At 62.4% G+C, this 17,622-nt stretch carries 17 protein-coding genes and 1 pseudogene; 15 read left to right on the forward strand and 3 right to left on the reverse strand.

Annotation, left to right across the window (positions count from 1 at the left end; genetic code table 11):
* Positions 1-16 precede the first annotated feature (16 nt).
* Positions 17-547, reverse strand: a complete 531-nt coding sequence (gene petA, locus IVB50_RS35365) for a ubiquinol-cytochrome c reductase iron-sulfur subunit (RefSeq protein ID WP_026232845.1) — start codon at positions 545-547, stop codon at positions 17-19.
* A gap of 278 nt (positions 548-825) precedes the next feature.
* On the opposite strand from petA, the gene IVB50_RS35370 reads away from it, so the two are divergent.
* The 13 genes and pseudogenes from IVB50_RS35370 (at position 826) to IVB50_RS35430 (ending at position 11,410) form a co-directional block, all read left to right on the forward strand.
* Positions 826-1,284: a tRNA (cytidine(34)-2'-O)-methyltransferase gene (locus IVB50_RS35370; RefSeq protein WP_018454940.1), complete on the forward strand. Its 459-nt coding sequence runs from the start codon at positions 826-828 to the stop codon at positions 1,282-1,284.
* A gap of 18 nt (positions 1,285-1,302) precedes the next feature.
* On the forward strand, positions 1,303-1,935 hold the full coding sequence (gene queE, locus IVB50_RS35375; RefSeq protein ID WP_247299557.1) for a 7-carboxy-7-deazaguanine synthase: 633 nt from the start codon (positions 1,303-1,305) through the stop codon (positions 1,933-1,935).
* A 17-nt stretch (positions 1,936-1,952) separates the two neighbouring features.
* On the forward strand, positions 1,953-2,318 hold the full coding sequence (locus tag IVB50_RS35380) for a 6-carboxytetrahydropterin synthase (protein WP_085352700.1): 366 nt from the start codon (positions 1,953-1,955) through the stop codon (positions 2,316-2,318).
* Positions 2,319-2,322: 4 nt separating this feature from the next.
* Positions 2,323-3,222, forward strand: a complete 900-nt coding sequence (gene hemF, locus IVB50_RS35385) for an oxygen-dependent coproporphyrinogen oxidase (protein ID WP_247299558.1) — start codon at positions 2,323-2,325, stop codon at positions 3,220-3,222.
* Positions 3,219-3,965, forward strand: coding sequence for an HAD family hydrolase (locus tag IVB50_RS35390; protein ID WP_247299560.1), 747 nt, complete (start codon positions 3,219-3,221; stop codon positions 3,963-3,965). Before hemF ends, IVB50_RS35390 begins: the two co-directional genes overlap by 4 nt.
* Positions 3,966-4,336: 371 nt before the next feature.
* Complete coding sequence (locus tag IVB50_RS35395; protein WP_247299562.1) at positions 4,337-4,540, forward strand: DUF2158 domain-containing protein; 204 nt, start codon at positions 4,337-4,339, stop codon at positions 4,538-4,540.
* Between the two features lie 601 nt (positions 4,541-5,141).
* The gene (locus IVB50_RS35400; protein ID WP_247299564.1) at positions 5,142-6,110 is read left to right on the forward strand and encodes a formylglycine-generating enzyme family protein; all 969 of its coding nucleotides are present in this window, start codon (positions 5,142-5,144) and stop codon (positions 6,108-6,110) included.
* Between the two features lie 153 nt (positions 6,111-6,263).
* Positions 6,264-7,868: an arylsulfatase gene (locus IVB50_RS35405; protein WP_247299663.1), complete on the forward strand. Its 1,605-nt coding sequence runs from the start codon at positions 6,264-6,266 to the stop codon at positions 7,866-7,868.
* 126 nt (positions 7,869-7,994) lie between these two features.
* Positions 7,995-8,953, forward strand: a pseudogene (locus IVB50_RS35410) (HAD family hydrolase).
* Between the two features lie 60 nt (positions 8,954-9,013).
* On the forward strand, positions 9,014-9,331 hold the full coding sequence (locus tag IVB50_RS35415; protein WP_247299566.1) for a hypothetical protein: 318 nt from the start codon (positions 9,014-9,016) through the stop codon (positions 9,329-9,331).
* 39 nt (positions 9,332-9,370) lie between these two features.
* Complete coding sequence (locus IVB50_RS35420) at positions 9,371-10,243, forward strand: dienelactone hydrolase (protein WP_247299666.1); 873 nt, start codon at positions 9,371-9,373, stop codon at positions 10,241-10,243.
* Positions 10,240-10,860, forward strand: coding sequence for an invasion associated locus B family protein (locus tag IVB50_RS35425; RefSeq protein WP_247299568.1), 621 nt, complete (start codon positions 10,240-10,242; stop codon positions 10,858-10,860). The genes IVB50_RS35420 and IVB50_RS35425 overlap by 4 nt, the downstream gene beginning before the upstream one ends.
* Positions 10,861-10,948: 88 nt before the next feature.
* Positions 10,949-11,410 carry a biotin/lipoyl-binding protein gene (locus IVB50_RS35430; RefSeq protein ID WP_247299570.1) on the forward strand — a complete coding sequence of 154 codons (462 nt, stop codon included), beginning with the start codon at positions 10,949-10,951 and terminating at the stop codon, positions 11,408-11,410.
* A 182-nt stretch (positions 11,411-11,592) separates the two neighbouring features.
* Here the strand turns inward: IVB50_RS35430 and IVB50_RS35435 are convergent, their stop codons facing one another.
* Entirely contained in the window at positions 11,593-12,666 is a 1,074-nt protein-coding gene (locus IVB50_RS35435) for a TauD/TfdA family dioxygenase (protein WP_085352643.1), read from the reverse strand.
* Positions 12,667-13,057: 391 nt separating this feature from the next.
* On the opposite strand from IVB50_RS35435, the gene IVB50_RS35440 reads away from it, so the two are divergent.
* Positions 13,058-13,273: a hypothetical protein gene (locus tag IVB50_RS35440; RefSeq protein WP_247299572.1), complete on the forward strand. Its 216-nt coding sequence runs from the start codon at positions 13,058-13,060 to the stop codon at positions 13,271-13,273.
* Between the two features lie 99 nt (positions 13,274-13,372).
* Here the strand turns inward: IVB50_RS35440 and IVB50_RS35445 are convergent, their stop codons facing one another.
* Positions 13,373-17,122 (reverse strand): LuxR C-terminal-related transcriptional regulator, encoded by a 3,750-nt coding sequence (locus IVB50_RS35445; protein WP_247299574.1) that lies wholly within the window; start codon positions 17,120-17,122, stop codon positions 13,373-13,375.
* Between the two features lie 41 nt (positions 17,123-17,163).
* On the opposite strand from IVB50_RS35445, the gene IVB50_RS35450 reads away from it, so the two are divergent.
* Complete coding sequence (locus IVB50_RS35450; protein ID WP_240543334.1) at positions 17,164-17,583, forward strand: nuclear transport factor 2 family protein; 420 nt, start codon at positions 17,164-17,166, stop codon at positions 17,581-17,583.
* The last annotated feature ends 39 nt before the right edge of the window (positions 17,584-17,622 follow it).

Consider the following 17,622-nt stretch of genomic DNA (forward strand, 5'->3'; position numbering starts at 1 on the left):
GACGAGGGCCCGAAGCTCAGCCGATCTGGATTTTGGTGTCGGAAACGAACTGGTACGGCGGCACCGGCAGGTTCGCGGGCGCGGGCCCCTGGCGGATGCGGCCGGACGAATCGTACTGCGAACCATGGCAGGGGCAGAAGAACCCGTCGTAATTGCCTTCATGGGCGATCGGGATGCAGCCGAGATGGGTGCAGATGCCGATCACGACCAGCCACTGCTCATGGCCGGACTTGACCCGGGCCTCGTCGGACTGCGGATCGGGCAGGCTCGCCACGTTGACGGCGCGCGCCTCGTCGATCTGCTTCTTGGTGCGGTGGCTGATATAGATCGGCTTGCCGCGCCAGAACACCTTGATGTCCTGCCCCTCGGCAACCGGGCTGAGATCGACCTCGATCGGCGCACCAGCGGCGATGGTCGACGCATCAGGATTCATTTGGGAGATAAAGGGCCAGAGCGCGGCTGCGCCCCCTACTGCTGCAGCTGCCCCCGTTGCAACGAATAAGAAATCACGGCGTGTCGGATGGTCCGCCGAAGACGCTGTCGTCACGATTCCAACCCTTTCTTCTTATGCAGCCGGCGGAACCGCTCCGGGAGCCCCCAAGGTCCCCGGAACAGCCTGCCGGCGCCCGCGGCCCCCCGCGGCGGCAGAACTTCGCGTGCCCCCACCAAAACAAGGCGAAAACAGCAGTCCAGAATCGTTCTATTGGCACCCTTGCCGGGCGAGCGCAAGCCCGCTATCGGCGCGGGAGCGTGCAATGCACGAATTCCGCGGCCAGCGATGTTTTATTGAGACATTTCCGGCCCGCACCGAACCCGGCACCGCCCATGCAGATAGCGCTTTTCCAACCCGACATCCCCCAGAACACCGGCACGATTCTCAGGCTCTGCGCCTGTCTGGGCATGGCCGCCCATATCATCGAACCGGCGGGCTTCCCGGTCTCCGACCGGCATTTCCGCAGGGCGGGAATGGACTACCTCGATCAGGTCAGCATCGTCAGGCATGACTCCTGGTCAAAGTTCGAGCAATGGCGGGCGGCGCAAGGCGCTCGCCTGCTGCTGTTCACCACCAAGGGGGCGACCGACTACCGCGATTTCCGTTACCAGACGGCGGACATCCTGCTATTCGGGCGCGAGAGCGCCGGCGTCACCGAGGCGGTGGTCGAGGCGGCGGACGCGCGGCTGGTGATCCCGATCGCTCCGGGGCTGAGGTCGCTCAATGTCGCCATGACCGCGGCGATGGCCGCAGGCGAAGCGCTAAGGCAGCTCCGGAACCCGCAAGTTTGAGATGTTGAGGAGAGACGGTTGAGTTACGCGGTCAAGGAAATCTTCCTGACCTTGCAAGGCGAAGGCGCCCATGCCGGGCGCGCGTCCGTGTTTTGCCGTTTTGCCGGCTGCAACCTCTGGAGCGGGCGCGAGGCCGACCGTCAGGAGGCCACTTGCAAATTCTGCGACACCGATTTCGTCGGCACCAACGGCACCCTCGGCGGTCGCTATGGCTCGGCCGCGGAACTCGCAGACACCATCGCCGCGCAATGGACAGCCTCCACCGCCAACCGCTATGTGGTGCTCACCGGCGGCGAGCCACTGCTCCAGGTCGATACCGCGCTGGTCGACGCGCTCCATGCCCGCGGCTTCGAGATCGGCGTCGAGACCAACGGCACCATCGCCCCGCCCGAGGGGCTCGACTGGATCTGCGTCAGCCCAAAGGGCGGCAGCGATCTGGTGGTCCGGCGTGGCCACGAACTGAAGCTGGTCTATCCGCAGCCGCTCGCCATGCCGGACGCCTTCGCGGATCTCGCCTTCGAGCGCTTCTCGTTGCAGCCGATGGACGGGCCCGAGGTCGCCCAAAACACCGCGGGCGCCATCGACTATTGCCTCAATCATCCGCAATGGCGGCTCAGCGTGCAGACGCATAAGTCGCTTGGTATCAGATAGGATTGGTTTTCGAACAGATGTGGGAATTGACGAAATCGTTTCGCTTCGAGGCGGCGCACTCATTGTCGGGAACGACATTCGGCGCGGCCAGCGAAGAGATCCACGGCCACTCCTTCCGCGCCGAGGTGACGCTGCGCGGCACGCCCGATCCCAAAACCGGCATGGTGGTCGATCTCGGCCTGGTCCAGCGCGCCATCGACGACGTGCGGATGACGCTTGATCACAAGTACCTCAACAAGATCGAGGCGCTGGGCACACCGACGCTGGAAAACCTCTCGCGCTTCGTCTGGGAGCGGCTGGCCCCTATCGGCAAGCTCACCCGCGTCAGCATCCATCGCGACAGTTGCAACGAGAGCTGCACCTATTACGGTCCGCAGGGCTGACGGAATGACATCCACATTGGACCCGAGCTTGATCGAAGACCGCAAGACGCGCGCACGCGCCTGGTTCGAAGCCTTGCGCGACGAGATCTGCGCGAGCTTCGAGCGGCTGGAGGACGATGCCCCCGAGAGCCTTTATCCCGGTGAGGCCGGCCGCTTCAAACGCACACCCTGGCAGCGCACCGATCATACCGGCGCGGCCGGCGGCGGCGGCGTGATGTCGATGATGTCCGGCCGCCTGTTCGAGAAGGTCGGCGTGCATTGCTCCACCGTGCACGGCGAATTCGCACCAGAGTTTCGCGCGCAAATTCCGGGCGCGGCGGACGACCCGAAGTTCTGGGCCTCCGGCATCTCGCTGATTGCGCATCTGCGCAATCCGCACGTGCCGGCGGTGCACATGAACACGCGCTTCGTCGTCACCACCAAAGCCTGGTTCGGCGGCGGCGCCGATCTTACGCCGGTGCTCGACCGCCGGCGCACGCAGGACGATGCCGATAGCATCGCCTTCCACGCCGCAATGAAACAGGCCTGCACGCAGCCGAACGGCATCGCCGATTACGACAAGTACAAGAAGTGGTGCGACGAGTATTTCCACCTGCCGCACCGCAAAGAGGCGCGCGGCATCGGCGGCATCTTCTACGACTGGCACGACAGCGGCGACTGGGACGCCGACCTCGCCTTCACCCGGGACGTCGGTCGCGCTTTCCTGAAGGTCTATCCCGACATCGTGCGGCGCAATTTCGCGACAAGCTGGACCGCGGAGGATCGCGAGGAGCAATTGATCCGGCGCGGCCGCTATGTCGAGTTCAACCTGCTCTACGACCGCGGCACCATCTTCGGTCTCAAGACCGGCGGCAATGTGGATTCGATCCTGTCGTCGCTACCACCGGTGGTGAAGTGGCCATGACGACGATGAAGCCCGCGATGAGACCGCTCCCGCGCGCCATGCTAATCGACATGGACGACACCATCCTGTCGGCCTATGCGCGGCCCGAGATCGCCTGGAACACGATCACAGCGGAGTTCGCCGAGGAACTCGCGCCGCTGCCGCCGCAACTGGTCGCGAGCACCGTCCTGGCCTTCGCGAAGAATTTCTGGGCCAATGCGGACGCTTCGTGGCGGCTCAAGCTCGCCGAAGCCCGGCACCTCACCGTCAAGGGCGGTTTCACCGCGCTCGCGGCCGCCGGTCATCGCGCCCTGCCCGACGACCTCGCCATTCGCCTGGCCGACCGCTTCACCGCCTATCGCGAGGAGGAGATGTTCGTCTTCCCCGGCGCGCATGACGCTATCGACAGGCTCAAGGCGCTCGGCATCAAGCTCGCATTGGTGACCAACGGCGCCGCGGACACCCAGCGCGCCAAGGTGGAGCGCTTCGAGCTGGCGCATCGCTTCCACCACATCCAGATCGAGGGCGAGCACGGTTTCGGCAAGCCTGAGGAGCGTGCCTATCTGCACGCGATGGACGCGCTCGGCGTCACCGCTGAGGATACCTGGATGATCGGCGACAATCTGGAATGGGAAGTCGTGACGCCGCAGCGGCTCGGCATCTATTCGATCTGGATCGACGTGCATGGCGACGGCCTGCCCGAAGGCTCGATCGTCAAGCCCGACCGCATCATCCGCTCGCTGACAGAACTGGTGCCGGGCTGACCGCAATCAGGGTGCGCAAACAAAAACATCGAAAACAACCCCATGCACAGTAGACGGCCGCAGCAAAATCAATGACTTGCGGCAAGCGCAAATTGCGGATCCGACAAAATCGGTTGCTCCGTCGGGCAAAACAGGCGCATGGTGTCATGGTCGCGACGCACGGGACGGAAGAGCCCCTGCGCCATCCATCGAGCAGGCGCCATTGCCTCTCGTGATGGGATCGCTCCGGCCTAAAGCTCTCTGATCGACATTTCAGCAGCCCGGCCGGCGGATGCGCGCACCCGCAACACATCCACTGACCGAGTAGCCCGTGATCGGCACGTCATGCCGGTTTGCTAGCTTCTCCGTCAATCAACCCGAAAGGACCATCCATGGAACTAAAAGCCGGCGATATCGTCATGCTGAAATCCGGCGGGCAGCCGCTCACCGTCGCGGACGTGAAAGGCGACGACGTGACCTGTGTTTGGATGGGCGCGGAAGGCGATCTGTTTCGCGAGACGCTTCCGTTCGCGGTGCTCGAGCATCTGGAAGAGCTCGACGACGAAGACGAGGATGATGACGAAGACGAGGAGTAAGCGCGGCTCAGGCCGCGCCATGCGCGGGCGGGCACCGCACCAGCGCCTGCGCCTGCGCCTGGAAGCCCATGATCGCCATTCTATCGGAGTTCATGGGCGGCTGGGCTAGCACAGGGGTCTCCTGGTGACCGAATTTGATTTTTTCGGTTCTGCAACCGGAAGACGTGCGTCTTCTGAGACTATTGCCAACATATGTTAATCGTCCTAGCCTACCGCCTCGCAGACATTGCAACGTCGGCGTGTTCCTTCGCAAGCGGCTTGCCGTAGAGAGAAGGTGATGATGCAGAATATGCCGATAGGTGCGCTCGAACGGCGACCAATCCGAATGCGCTGATCAACGAGCGGCTAGACTGACCTTCGCTCCGAAAACCGACTAGAAATCTGTCGCCACCTCATGGGTGGCGCGATGACGACGGCGCGGAAGCGTCGGCGGACGGATTCGGTCGACCAAAGAAAAAAACATACGTCGCTCACGACGGGAGGACCGAATGCCGAAGATCGCAACGCATCAAGTTTCCACGATTTCTGCCCCCTCCATTCCTCTCGCAGGCCGGGCCGAGGGCTTCTGGGATTACTGTCAGTAGCGGCTAGGGACGGTGCGATGACGATCCGGTTGACCGATCATCCTCCGATAGTATCCGCGGGCATGCTCTGGCTCGCCGGCGGCACCTACCGCATGGGCTCGGACCATCATTATCCCGAAGAGGCGCCCAGCCATCGGGTGACCGTCGACGGTTTCTGGATCGACCGCACGCCTGTCACCAATCGCCAGTTCAAGGAGTTCGTCAACGCGACTGGGCATGTCACCATCGCGCAGATCGTGCCGGACCCCAGGAATTACCCAGGCGCGCTACCCGGCATGATCTTCGCCGGATCGCTGGTGTTCTCGCCACCTAAGCGCGTCACGAATTTGCACGACTGGAGCCAGTGGTGGAGCTTCCTGAAGGGTGCCAACTGGCGCCGTCCGTACGGACCGAACAGCAACATCAAGGACCTCGACGATCATCCCGTCGTACACGTGTCGTACGCCGACGCGCTGGCCTACGCGCGATGGGCCGGCAAGGATCTGCCGACCGAAGCGGAATGGGAGTTCGCTGCGCGGGGCGGCCTCGATGGGGCCGAGTTCGCTTGGGGCGACGAGCTTGCCCCGGGCGGCGTGCACATGGCCAACACCTGGCAGGGCGAATTTCCGCGGCAGAACCTCAACGCCGATGGGTTCGAACGCACCTCGCCGGTGACGGCATTTCCCCCGAACGGGTACGGCGTGCAAGACATGATCGGGAACGTCTGGGAGTGGACATCGGACTGGTATTCGCAAAAACACGAAGCCGATGCGCCGAAGGCCTGCTGCATTCCGGAGAATCCGCGCGGCGGTCGTGAGGAAGCGAGCCTCGACCCGAACCAGCCGACAATCCGGATCCCGCGCAAGGTCATCAAGGGCGGCTCGCATCTGTGCGCGCCCAACTACTGCCGGCGCTACCGGCCGGCGGCGCGTCACGCGGAGCCCATCGACACCTCGACAAGCCACCTCGGATTCCGCTGCGTGAAGAGGACGGCAGCCGCGGAATAATCGTCAGTCCTCACAGTGGAGAAGGAGCCCAAGATGCCCGACGACACCACGGAGCAGGACAAGAACGAAGCGCAGTTGCAGGCGAGGGAAGATCGCGCCCATACACGTCGCAACATCTTGCTGGGCTCGTCGGCTCTGGTCGCGGCGGCGACAATGACTTCCGGCGCGTTGGCGCAGGCGCAGAAGGCGGCGCCGAGTCCCACGCCATCACCTGCTTCCAGCAACCGCAAGCCGAATATCGTCATGATCATGGCCGACGATGTCGGCATCTGGAACATCAGCGCCTACCACCGCGGCATGATGGGCGGCAGCACGCCGAACATCGACCGACTCGCACGCGACGGCGCGCTGTTCACCGACTACTACGGACAACAATCCTGCACCGCGGGACGCGCCGCCTTCATCACCGGGCAGACGCCGTTCCGCACGGGCCTGCTGAAAGTCGGCCTTCCCGCCGCGAAACAGGGCTTGCAGGATTCCGATGCGACGATCGCGGATTTCCTCAAGCCGCTCGGGTATGCGACGGCGCAGATCGGCAAGAACCATCTCGGGGATCGCAACGAATACCTGCCCACGGTTCATGGCTTCGATGAATTCCACGGGATCCTCTACCACCTCAACGCGCTGGAGGAACCCTACGACCCGCAATATCCGAGGGACGCGAAATTCCGCCAAAGGTTCGGCCCGCGCAACATCATCAGCAGCGTCGCTACCGATGTCGATGATCCGGCGGAGGATCCGCGCTGGGGCCCCGTCGGCAAGCAGAAGATCACGGACGCGGGTCCGCTGCCGCCGCACCCGGGCATGGATCCCGCCGCCAAGGTGAGCATGGAGGACATCGAGCCGGACCTGGTGAGGCGTTCCTGCGACTTCATGGACCGCTCGGTGAAGGCCAACAAGCCGTTCTTCCTCTGGCACAACGCCACACGCTGTCACTCCTTTACGCACCTCTCCAAGCAGTGGGACGGCAAGACGGGCTTCGGCCTGTTCGCCGATGCGATGGCCGAACTGGACTGGGTCGTGGGCGAGCTGCTCGCCAAGCTGGACGCACTTGGGGTGGCCGACAACACGATCGTCATGTTCACCAGCGACAATGGTGCCGAAATCTTCAGTTGGCCCGATGGCGGCAATCATCCGTTCCGTGGCGAAAAAGGCACCGTGTACGAAGGAGGCTTTCGGGTACCGATGCTGGCCACGTGGCCCGGCGTCATCAAGCCGGGCACCATCATCAACAACGTCATGTCGGCCGAAGACTGGATGCCGACCCTCGTTGCGGCGGCCGGCGGCGATCCGGATCTGAAGCAGAAGCTGCTCACCGGCTACCAGGCGGGCGAGAAGACCTTCAAAAACCATCTCGACGGCTACAACTTCATGCCGTTCTTCGAAGGCAAGGTCACCGAAAGTCCGCGCCGGGAGTTCTTCTATTTCAGCGACAACGCCGATCTGATGGCGGTGCGCTACGACGAATGGAAGATCACCTTCAAGACCATCGTCGGAAACCTGTTCTCCGGCAAGGAGGATTCCACCAACGTCCCGATCGTGACCAACCTGCGCGTCGACCCGTGGGAGCGCTATCAGACCGAGTCAACCTCCTACGGCGAATGGTGGGGAAAGAAGCTCTGGGTAATGATGCCCGCAACGACGGTGATGGGGCAGTTCCTCGCAACCTTCAAGGACTACCCACCGAGCCAGGTCTCCGGGTCGCTGAGCGTCGAGAAGGCGTTGCAGGCGCTGCAGCAGGGAGCCACAAAAAACTGACGTCCGACGCGACTTGTCGTGATCAATCAAGTGATGGAGGTGGTGCTTTAGGCCCACCTCCTGATCTGGGGCAGCGAAGGTGGCACAATGAGTTGGAAGAGCGTCTCAAGCTTTCTGTTAGGGGGGATGCTCTGCTTCGTTGCGGGCGTTGCGTGGGCGCAGACCGATCCGCTGCCGTCCTGGAACGACGGCCAGGTCAAGAACTCGATCAACGATTTCGTCGCGCGCGTCACGGCCGAGGGCGGGTCGGACTTCGTGCCGGCGCCCGAGCGCGTGGCCGTGTTCGACAACGACGGCACGCTCTGGACCGAGCAGCCGTTCTATTCCAGGGCTTCTTCGCTCTCGACCGCGTCAAGGCGATGGCCCCGCAGCATCCGGAATGGAAGACGACGCAACCCTTCAAGGCGGTGCTCGACGGCGACATGAAGGCACTGGCCGGCGCGGGCGAGAAGGGCCTGATGCAGATCGTCGGCGTCGCGCACAGCGGCATGACCACCGACGAGTTCTCGAAGTCGGTGGTCGACTGGCTCGCGACGGCGCGGCATCCACGTTTCAAGCGCCCCTACACCGAACTGACCTACCAGCCGATGCTGGAGCTGCTGAGGCTTCTCCGGAGCAAAGGCTTCCAGACCTTCATCGTGTCGGCCGGCGGCGCCGAATTCATGCGGCCTTGGGCGGAAAGGGTCTACGGCATTCCGCCCGAACAGGTGGTCGGCTCGTCCGGCGTCGTGACGTTCCGGACGGACCCTGGTGGCAAGCCATTCCTGCTCAAGATGTCCAAGATCGAGTTCGTGGATGAGGGGCCCGGCAAGCCCGTCGGCATCAACCGTTTCATCGGACGGCGGCCGATCTTCGCCTTCGGCAACTCCGACGGCGACCTGCAGATGCTACAGTGGACGACGGCCGGCGCGGGTGCGCGCTTTGCCGGCATCGTCCATCATACCGATGCCGAACGGGAATACGCCTACGACCGGGGATCGAAGGTCGGCAAGCTGGATAAGGCGCTGGATGAAGGCCGGGCAAGAGGGTGGACAGTCGTCGACATGAAGCGGGACTGGAGAGCGGTTTTTAAGCCCGGGAAGTAAATGCGACCAATACAGCGAGTGACACTGCAATTGATGCTCTGCCAACCTGAGGAGTAACCGATGTACAGACTGATGCTGGCTGCTGCCGTGTGTTTTGTCTCCTTTGCCGCGACGGCTGAAGAAGATTCCAAAACCGCCATCAAAAAATGGCGGGCCTGTGCCGACGCTGCGGCGACCCGATTCGCCAAAACCAATGAAGCTGCTCAAGTGGTCTCTCGCCTGGCGATATTGTCGTGCCGCGCCGAGAAGCAAGCCGCCTGGCAGGCGATGTCCCAGGAAAGCGGCCCGCACTTTGCCGACGACTACGTCGAAACGATGGAGCGTCGCTACACCGATCTGCTTGCGATCGACGTCATAGAGATGCGGTTGAAAAAGTAGACTGTATGGGACGGACGTCCTCTGGGGATGCATCCCGTGATGAAAATCATGAACAGCATTGCGGCTCTATTCGCCTGCCTGGCGATGCTCTCTGCGGACGCCTGCCATGCCCAGGAACCGCGGCTGGATGAGCGCCTTCTTGTTCTGCCGCTTCCGATCCCGGTCCTCGCCTATGTGGTGAGACCGCTCGTCGATGCGCCGCTCCCTCTGGTCGTCATGAACCACGGCGAAACGTTGGACCCGAGGGAGCGCAGCTTTTATCCGATGGTTGAATTCCGCGACGCCGCCTTCTGGTTCGCCAGGCGCGGACATCTCGTCGTCGTGCCGATCCGGCCGGGCTTCGGCAGTTCGGCTATCGATCTGCCGGACCAGGGCGTATTCAGCACCTATTTCGGCACCGTCGGTAAATGCACCGACGCAAGCTTTCGAACGGCCGGTATCGCAATTGCCAGGCTCAATCAGTGGGTGATCGATTATGTCGTCGGTCAAAAGCTTGCCAGTGGGTCCGGAACGATCGTCGTCGGCCAGTCCGGCGGCGGCTGGGGCGCTTTGGCATTCTCGTCTTTGAATCCGTCCGGTGTGCGAGCCGTCATCACCTTCGAGGCCGGCCGGGGCGGCCGGGTGGAAGGCAAGCCCAACAACAACTGCAATCCCGAAAAGCTGATCGAAGCAGCGCGTGAATTCGGCAGTTCTGCACGCGTGCCCACCCTGTCGATATACACGGAGAACGATACTTATTTTGGTCCGGCGCTCTCGGGAAAATTGCTCGAAGCTTACAATGCCGCAGGCGGACAAGGCGAATATCACTTGGTTCCGCCGTTCGGGAATGAGGGCCACTTCCTGATAGATGACCCGAAGGCCATTCCGATCTGGTCACCCATCGTGAGCCGGTTTCTGGAGGCCCATCCATGAGAGGGATCAAGAAATTTACGCTGCGTTCATTGACGGTTGTTGCGACGTGGCTGTGCACGATCTTGGTCGCCGGCATGCAATTTACCGGGTCCTCGGCCCAACAGGCATCCGACACCAAACCCGACATGTCCATCAACTCGGGCGTCAAGCCGCTGGGAAAGCGGGATATCCGGGACATTCGATTGAGTGGCTGGCGTAAACTGTGCTTCGAAGTGTCCCCTGCGGAAAAAGTGTGCCGGACAACAAACGTCGGCGTGATGAATACCGGGCAGGAAATGATCCGGTTCGATCTCATCGACGCGGGGGCGGCCGAGGGCCGCATTCAGATGCTGCTGCCGCCCGGAATGTATCTGCGATCCGGTATCACCTTGACGGTGGACCAGAACGAGCCGCTCCACCTTTCATACAGCTGGTGTCTTGCAAACGCGTGCGTGGCCGCGGGCCCCGCCACCCCTCGCTTTGTCAGCGATCTTCGGTCCGGTCGCGTCTTGACGATAGAAGTCGTCGACCCAAGCCTGCTGACGGTTTCGGTGGCCGTTCCGCTCGATCAGTTCGTGTCAGTCCATAGCGGGCCGCCAGCTCAGCTATTCGACGAATCGTTGAGCCTCAGGAAGTAGAACCAGACGTGGGTGCTCAACGATCGAGGAGACGAATTAGCAGATTGCGCAACGGCGAGCCGAGCAACGCCTAGAATCCGGGACTTCAATGGTCATCATCGCACTGCTGTACTTGTTCCTCGTCTGGCTGGTCTTCGCCAAGCTGAGATGGCTTTCATGGGGATGGGGCGCCGGCACAGCAACCGTCCTGGTCGGCCTCTTCATCGCAGCGCTGTTTGCAGGGGCCCTGAACTACCTGGCGCCCACCGGTCGCGTCGTCGTGATCAGCCGCGTGGTCGAAGTGACGCCGAACGTCTCCGGCCAGATCAACGAGATATCGGTGAAGGCGAACGCGCCGGTCAAGGCGGGTACGGTGCTTTTCACGATCGACCCCGCTCCCTACGACGCCCAGGTCCGCATCATCGAGGCGCAACTAGGCTTTCAGGAGCTCCGGCTTTCGCAGATGAAGGAGCTCCAGGCCAGCAGTTCGGGCCGGGCCTTTGATGTGCAGGAGCGCCAGTCCGAGGTCGACCAACTCAAGGCCCGGAGGGCGCTCGCGCTCTACCTCTAGGGACTGCAGCGCCGAGTTGCGGCCTCGACGTGGAGGGTTGCCCAGAGGTAAAGCCCTACGGACAATTGGCTAGGCCAATCGGTCCGTGGGCAGGCTGACGGGGGTGCTCGGCTCCGCCCAACTTGGTGTCCGCTCCTCTGTCCATATCGGCACGAGAGCGGACATCGCTGGATGCTCGAACGTCAATCCAACGGAACGTTCAAACTGGTCCCTTTGGTGATGATGCCGCCACGGTTACCGATCTCGATCGAGCCATAGCGCTGCTTGAAGCAATCGGGCAACGGCCGGTCGCCTTCCATGCTGAGCCAAAGGCGCAATAAATGACGCTTCTGGCCTGCATCGGGCCAATCGCGGAATCCGGTCCGGTCATGCAGCAAGGCATGATTGTAAACGAACTGCATGTCGCCCGGCTGAAGCCGCATGCCGAAATGCAGCGCGGGATCATTTGCGAGCGCGTCAAAAAGATCGAGCGCCTCGACGTGAGCCGGCGTCAGTCTCGGCGCATCGGGAAAGCGCTGCGCACTATCGATATATTGGCGCTGATAAAACCCGGTCAGGAACCCCGCATGCCAATTCAGCACCGGGATTTCAAGATATGGCTTTTCGTTCTCCGGCACCTCGCCTCGTCGGTCCGTCGCGATCGGATCAAACAAGAGAGCGGCAAGGTCGGGACGTCTGTCAAACATCTCGTTGTAGATTGTCGTCGTACTGACAAGGAGAGAATCCCCTCCCTCCCTCGCCTCGCGAATGCATAACAATCCAACCACGTCGGACGAATCCGTGTGGAATGTTTGCCGTTCCGAGGTTTGATAAATTCGGGTGTTCGGATCCTTAGCATCGGCGCCGGTGTCACGGACGTGACCGAGAATGTGGCCCGCTGCATTCTGAGACCGCGCCGATCCAAGATGGGCGCCCACTCCGCAAAAGATCGTAGCGGCAAACTCCTGACTGTATTTTGCCACCGGGAGGCCGCGGATCACTTCGAAGCCAATGCCTACCAGGAGCTTCTTCTTGAGATCTTCCAGGTGCGCGCCGAGATGGGGAAGCGGAAAGCTTTCCTTCGTGATCTCGGCGATTTTTTTGTTTCCACCAAGATATGTTTCAGCCGCGCCCTCGAGTTCGGCGATTTCGCCGGCAGCAAGCGATATCAACCATCGATCGGGATTGGCTTTCATCTCAGCCCCCTCCCAGGCGGACGGGATATCGACCTTCCCTGAAGGGCGATGGATCCCGCTGGGCACTGAGACCACATTCATAGGGTTGGTTCCTGAGGGAGATTGAACGTCAGACATCGGCGCGGACGATCGACGATATTGTGCCGACCGCTTGTTTGCAACTTGGCTGAGGCGCAGCCCTGAGACCGAGTGCATCGCCGCCGACAACGGGTGCGCTCGCTTGACGAGATCCGTTCCGGGCAGTTGGCGATCCGCTTCCGCCAAGGGGATCGGTTAACAACATGGCCTCTCGTGCGATCGATCAAAGCCCGGGAAAAAATGGCATCAGCCGGAACGTTCGCGAAGCTGGCTGAGTTAAAAGCCATACGCGTCGCGCTGTGGTCATAGCCGCACCGCGCGCCCGATAAAGGCCCTGCACGAAGCGAAACCTACTCTGCGGCGTGCTTCGCAGCACGGCCGCGCGAGGATCGCGATGTACACGACGGCGATATACGATGAGCTGAGGCAGATCGAGCGCGACGTCGTCGAAGGAGAACGCCGGCTCGCCGAGCAGGAGGCGCTGATCATCGAAATGAAGCGCCAGAACGAGGACACAACCAATGCTGAAGGCGAACTTGAACGGATGCGCATGGAGCAGCGAGGTCGCGATCAGGATCGGCAACGTCTGCTCTCACGGCTGCAACCCTGAACAACTGCTCCCCATCAGGCTGATCCGCCAAAGGCGTCGCGTTCCTGAGCCGTGGCTACGGTGACAGTTGCCATTTTCGGTCAATGACGATGCAGCGGTTCAGATCAGCAAATCATGATGCGCAGGTAGAATCGCTTGGTGCGGGCTGTTGGTGCCGTGATCGTCCGCGTGTCCGTTCAGTGCATGAGGGACGAGCTTGACGTTGAACCCGAGGCCTTCTTCCTGACCGGGCGGAACGTGCGCATCCAGCGGATGATTGAACTCTTTCAGTCCGACTATCTCGACGAAAGCAGAAGGAGCTACGCCGCTATCGAACCGGAATACCGGTCCCTGGTCTGCGCCGCCGGTTTCGAACGCAGCCTTGGCCGTGTGTGCGTCGTCTGCGATTGCTGCAGATTGCGCAGCGTGCTGCGAGTTACCGTGGTCCACGGTGGCTGGTTCTGCTGTCTTCACGGTCCCCGCAGCCTGCGAAGCCGAAGAGGGATGCTCGGCGCCATCGCCGGCGCCGTTGCCCGGTTTGCCTCCATGTTCCGTCGATTCCGTGCTTGCCGCCTTTGCAGATCCTGGCTCCGAAGCGCGTTGCGAGTTGCCGTGGCCCGCGCTGGCGGGCGTTGCGGCGGCCGGATCGATCGCTGCTCCGTCCGGCGGGCTTGCAGCGGCTGAGTGCCCGGATTTTCCGTGTTCCGCGCCGTCTGGTTCTGCCTTCTGCGCTGACCCTCCCGGAGCTTCCGAAGCCGAAGCGTGATGCTCGGCGCCATCGCCGGCGCCGTTGCCCGGTTTGCCCCCATCTTCCGTCGATCCCGTGCTTGCCGCCTTTGCGGATCCTGGCTCCGATGCGTGCTGCGGGTTGTCGTGGCCCGCGCCGGCGACCGTTGCGGCGCCCTGATCGATCTCGGCTGCGGCCGGTGCGTTTGGAGCGGCTGAGTGTCCGGATTTGCCGTGTTCCGCGCCGCCTGGTTCTGCCGTCTTCGCTGGTCCGTGCGCAGCGTCAGAAGCCGAAGCGTGATGCTCGGCGTCATTGCCGACGCCGTGGCCTGGTTTGGAGCCAGCTTCAGTCGATTCGGTGGCTGCGGCCTTTGCGGACCCTGGCTCCGATGCGTGCTGCGGGTTGCCGTGGCCTGCACCGGCGGCTATCGCGGCGCCCGGATCGATCTCGCCTGCGTCTGGTGCGTTTGGGGCGGCGGAGTGCCCGGATTTGCCGTGTTCGGCGCCGACTGGGTCGGCCTTCTTCGCTGGCCCTCCCGGAGCTTCCGAAGCCGAAGCGTGATGCTCGGCGCCATTGCCGACGCCGTGGCCCGCTTTGGAGCCAGCTTCAGTCGATTCGTCGGCTGCCGCCTTTGCAGACCCCGGCTCCGAAGCGTGCTTCGAGTTGCCGTGACCCGCGTCGGCGGCCGTTGCGACGTCCGGATCGGTCTCGGCTGCGTCCGGTGCTTTTGCAGCATTTGAGTGCCCGGCTTTGCCGTGTTCCGCGCCGTCTGGTTCTGCGTTCTTCGCTGACCCTCCTGGAGCGTCCGCAGCCTTATCGTGATGCTCGGCGTCATGGCCGACGCCGTTGTCCGGTTTGGAGCCAGCTTCAGTCGATGGGTCCGAAGCGTGCTGCGAGTTGCCGTGCCCCGCGCTGTCGGCGGTTACGACGCTGGGTTGGCCGATCTCGTTGGGCCCCGTCGGCGAAACGCCGTTGCCCGCATTGATCGGACCACTGTTCGATGCGACATTTGCGACTGTCGGCGCCGTCGCGCTATGAGCAAGCTCGATGGATGATGCGTGAGCCGACGCGGCAGATGCAGCATCGCTCTCTTCCGTTGCATCCGCCGACGCGTCGCTGGAGCTTCTGAGCCTCGTCGGCGCTCCCAAGCCGGTCCGGGTCTGCCCGAAATGGAAACCCGAGCCGTTGTTGGCCAGAAGGGCCCAGGCTCCGGCCGTCCCGAGCGAGCTCTCGCTCCCCTCGATACTGGTTTGGACATGATCCTTCGTCAGAGCGGCCTCATCGGTTGCGATCGCCGGTATCAGCGCGGCTTCGAGCTGCTCCAAGGTGGTCGCAACAGCCGCGCCATCTGGCTCGGAGCCGACATCCGCCTCCGCAACGGCCACGATCCCCTCGAGATGGATTTCCAGCAGGCCGCGATCGCCGATATCAAGGATATGATCGGTCGCATTCACATAGACGATCGTCTCGTTGCTTGCGGAGTCGTAGACCCAGGCCAGTGTATGTGGCGGTATAGACTTGGTTGCCGCCGTCATGTGCAGCCAGGCAAGCGCTCCGAAAGCCGCAAGATTGATCCTGCCCGGCCCAGATGCGAAATCGAACACGGCGTCGGAAGAGGTCGACTTGAACTGGTTAGACTCGGAGTCAATCGGGGAGCGATAAACAATTTTTTCAACGTCGCCGCCCCCGCCGACACCGGCATCGTGACCAGGGTCCGCGCCAACAAATTTATGGAGATTGTCACCCGCATCGCCCGGGCCCTTTTCGCCCAGAGCGCCTTCAGCGAGGTTGCCGTTTCCAGTGGTCACAGCGGCGAAAGACAGGCGGACATCGTGCGAAAGGGAACCCGGGGCTGAATTGTCGGCATGATTGGCGGCAGCATGGGTGATCGCGGCCAGTTTTGTGGTCGCACTCTCTTCAGTGACGGCCAGGATGCTGTCGATCGACGCTTGACGAAGGTCATGCGCGTGGGCGGCGAGATGGGGATCCTCCAGTGCGTAGATCAACGCACCGGTGAGAATAGCAAAGTTGCCATACCCTCCATGCATCGACATCGCATTGGAAAGAAGCCGCGGGAATTGATGTTCCGGGGCCGGGTCAACTCCGACCTGTATGTCGTTTGCTCCTCGCAGTAAGGGCACGGGAAGATCGGGCGCGCCCGATCCAGCAGGAGCGTGGTGCGTCCACGCTTTCGCGCCCCCGGATTGCTCGGCCGCGCGTAGCGCTTCCATTGCCGCCGCCGGGTTGGTGATTTGGGCGGCCTTGGCGAACAAGTCTCTCTGGGCCTGCGTGGGCGGCTCGCCGGATTCCCAGACAACGAGGTGCCGGAGAATCCCTTTTTTCCAGGGCTCGTACCCCGCGTGCTCGTCCACGTGGCCGACGCCGTTCTCATCCGGGAAGATGTCGTTCGCTTCCGACGCCTTGAGTTCGTCCGCAATTGCGAGCGCCAGAAATGCCAGGGAGAGCGCGGCCAGGCCGGAGGGCCGTTGCAGCAATGCGATGGTCGCGAGCACAGTTCTGTTGGTGATCTCAAGCTTCTGGAAAATATTGTACAGGTGGACCTTGACCGTCCCGTCGGAAACGTTGAGCTGACGCGCGATCTCCTTGTTCGACATTCCTTCCGCCACGAGTCGTGCGATTTGACGTTCCCGTTGCGTCAACAGCTCCAGCATCCCTTCGACTTTGCTATCGCCGTCCGCCTCCTTGCCGGGTGCGGAGAGATCGGACTTCTCCAGTGCCACGCCGCTCTTCGTCATCAGCCGCAGCGATCGCAGCATCGTGGCGGGAGAGGCATACTTCGAAATTGCGCTGCAGGCGCCGGCTGCGATGGCTGAAGTCAGATCGTGGTCGGTATCGGACTCGGTGAAGAACACCAGGCGCGTGGAGAGCTTCTCCGCCTTCACAATCGCGAGGATCTCGCAGACCGTCAGATCCGGCACCTTGTCGGCAAGAAGCGCGACGTCAGGTGTCAGCTTCCGAATTGCTTCGAGGCAGCTTGTCCGATCGCTGGACGATGCGACAACGTCGAAGTCCGGCTGCGTCCCGAGGACCGACCTCAGTCCCTGCAGAACGATCGGCTGTGGATCGACGATCACGAGCCGGATGGGCTTGAGTATCCCCTGCCTGGCGGACGTGTCCAACATCGACTTTGGCCCTCGGCCCGGTCCCCTATGTCGTTCGCCATATGGCCGTGCCCGGGTGGGATATTAAAATCAAAAAAGGCCTGGCGGTTCCAGAGCCTGACCCAGATTTGGACGCGATGCGAGTGAAAAATATGTCCTTTGACCCGATGGCCGTTGCGGTCGACTGGCTTGATGCCTATCGCGCGGGCGATATCGAAGCGATTTTGGAACTTCATGCCGAGGACGCCGTGGTCCACTGCGGCTGCGCCGGCAGCCAAACCATCACCGGCCGCGAAGCACTTCGTGCCTATTGGGTCGATCACCTCCGGAAATATCCGGCAGGCACGTTGGATGATCTCAATCCCTGGCGCAACGACGGCACCATTATCTCGTACCTCACCAGTGCTGGCGTCATGAGTGCACTTTTGGCATTTGACGCCGCCGGCAGGATCAAGGAACTGGACTGCAGTCCCTCACACTAGACCCGCGGCGTGAACCAAACTGGCAGCGGGACAGCGCCA

The organism is Bradyrhizobium sp. 87 (assembly GCF_023073015.1).
Lineage (GTDB): Bacteria > Pseudomonadota > Alphaproteobacteria > Rhizobiales > Xanthobacteraceae > Bradyrhizobium > Bradyrhizobium canariense_D.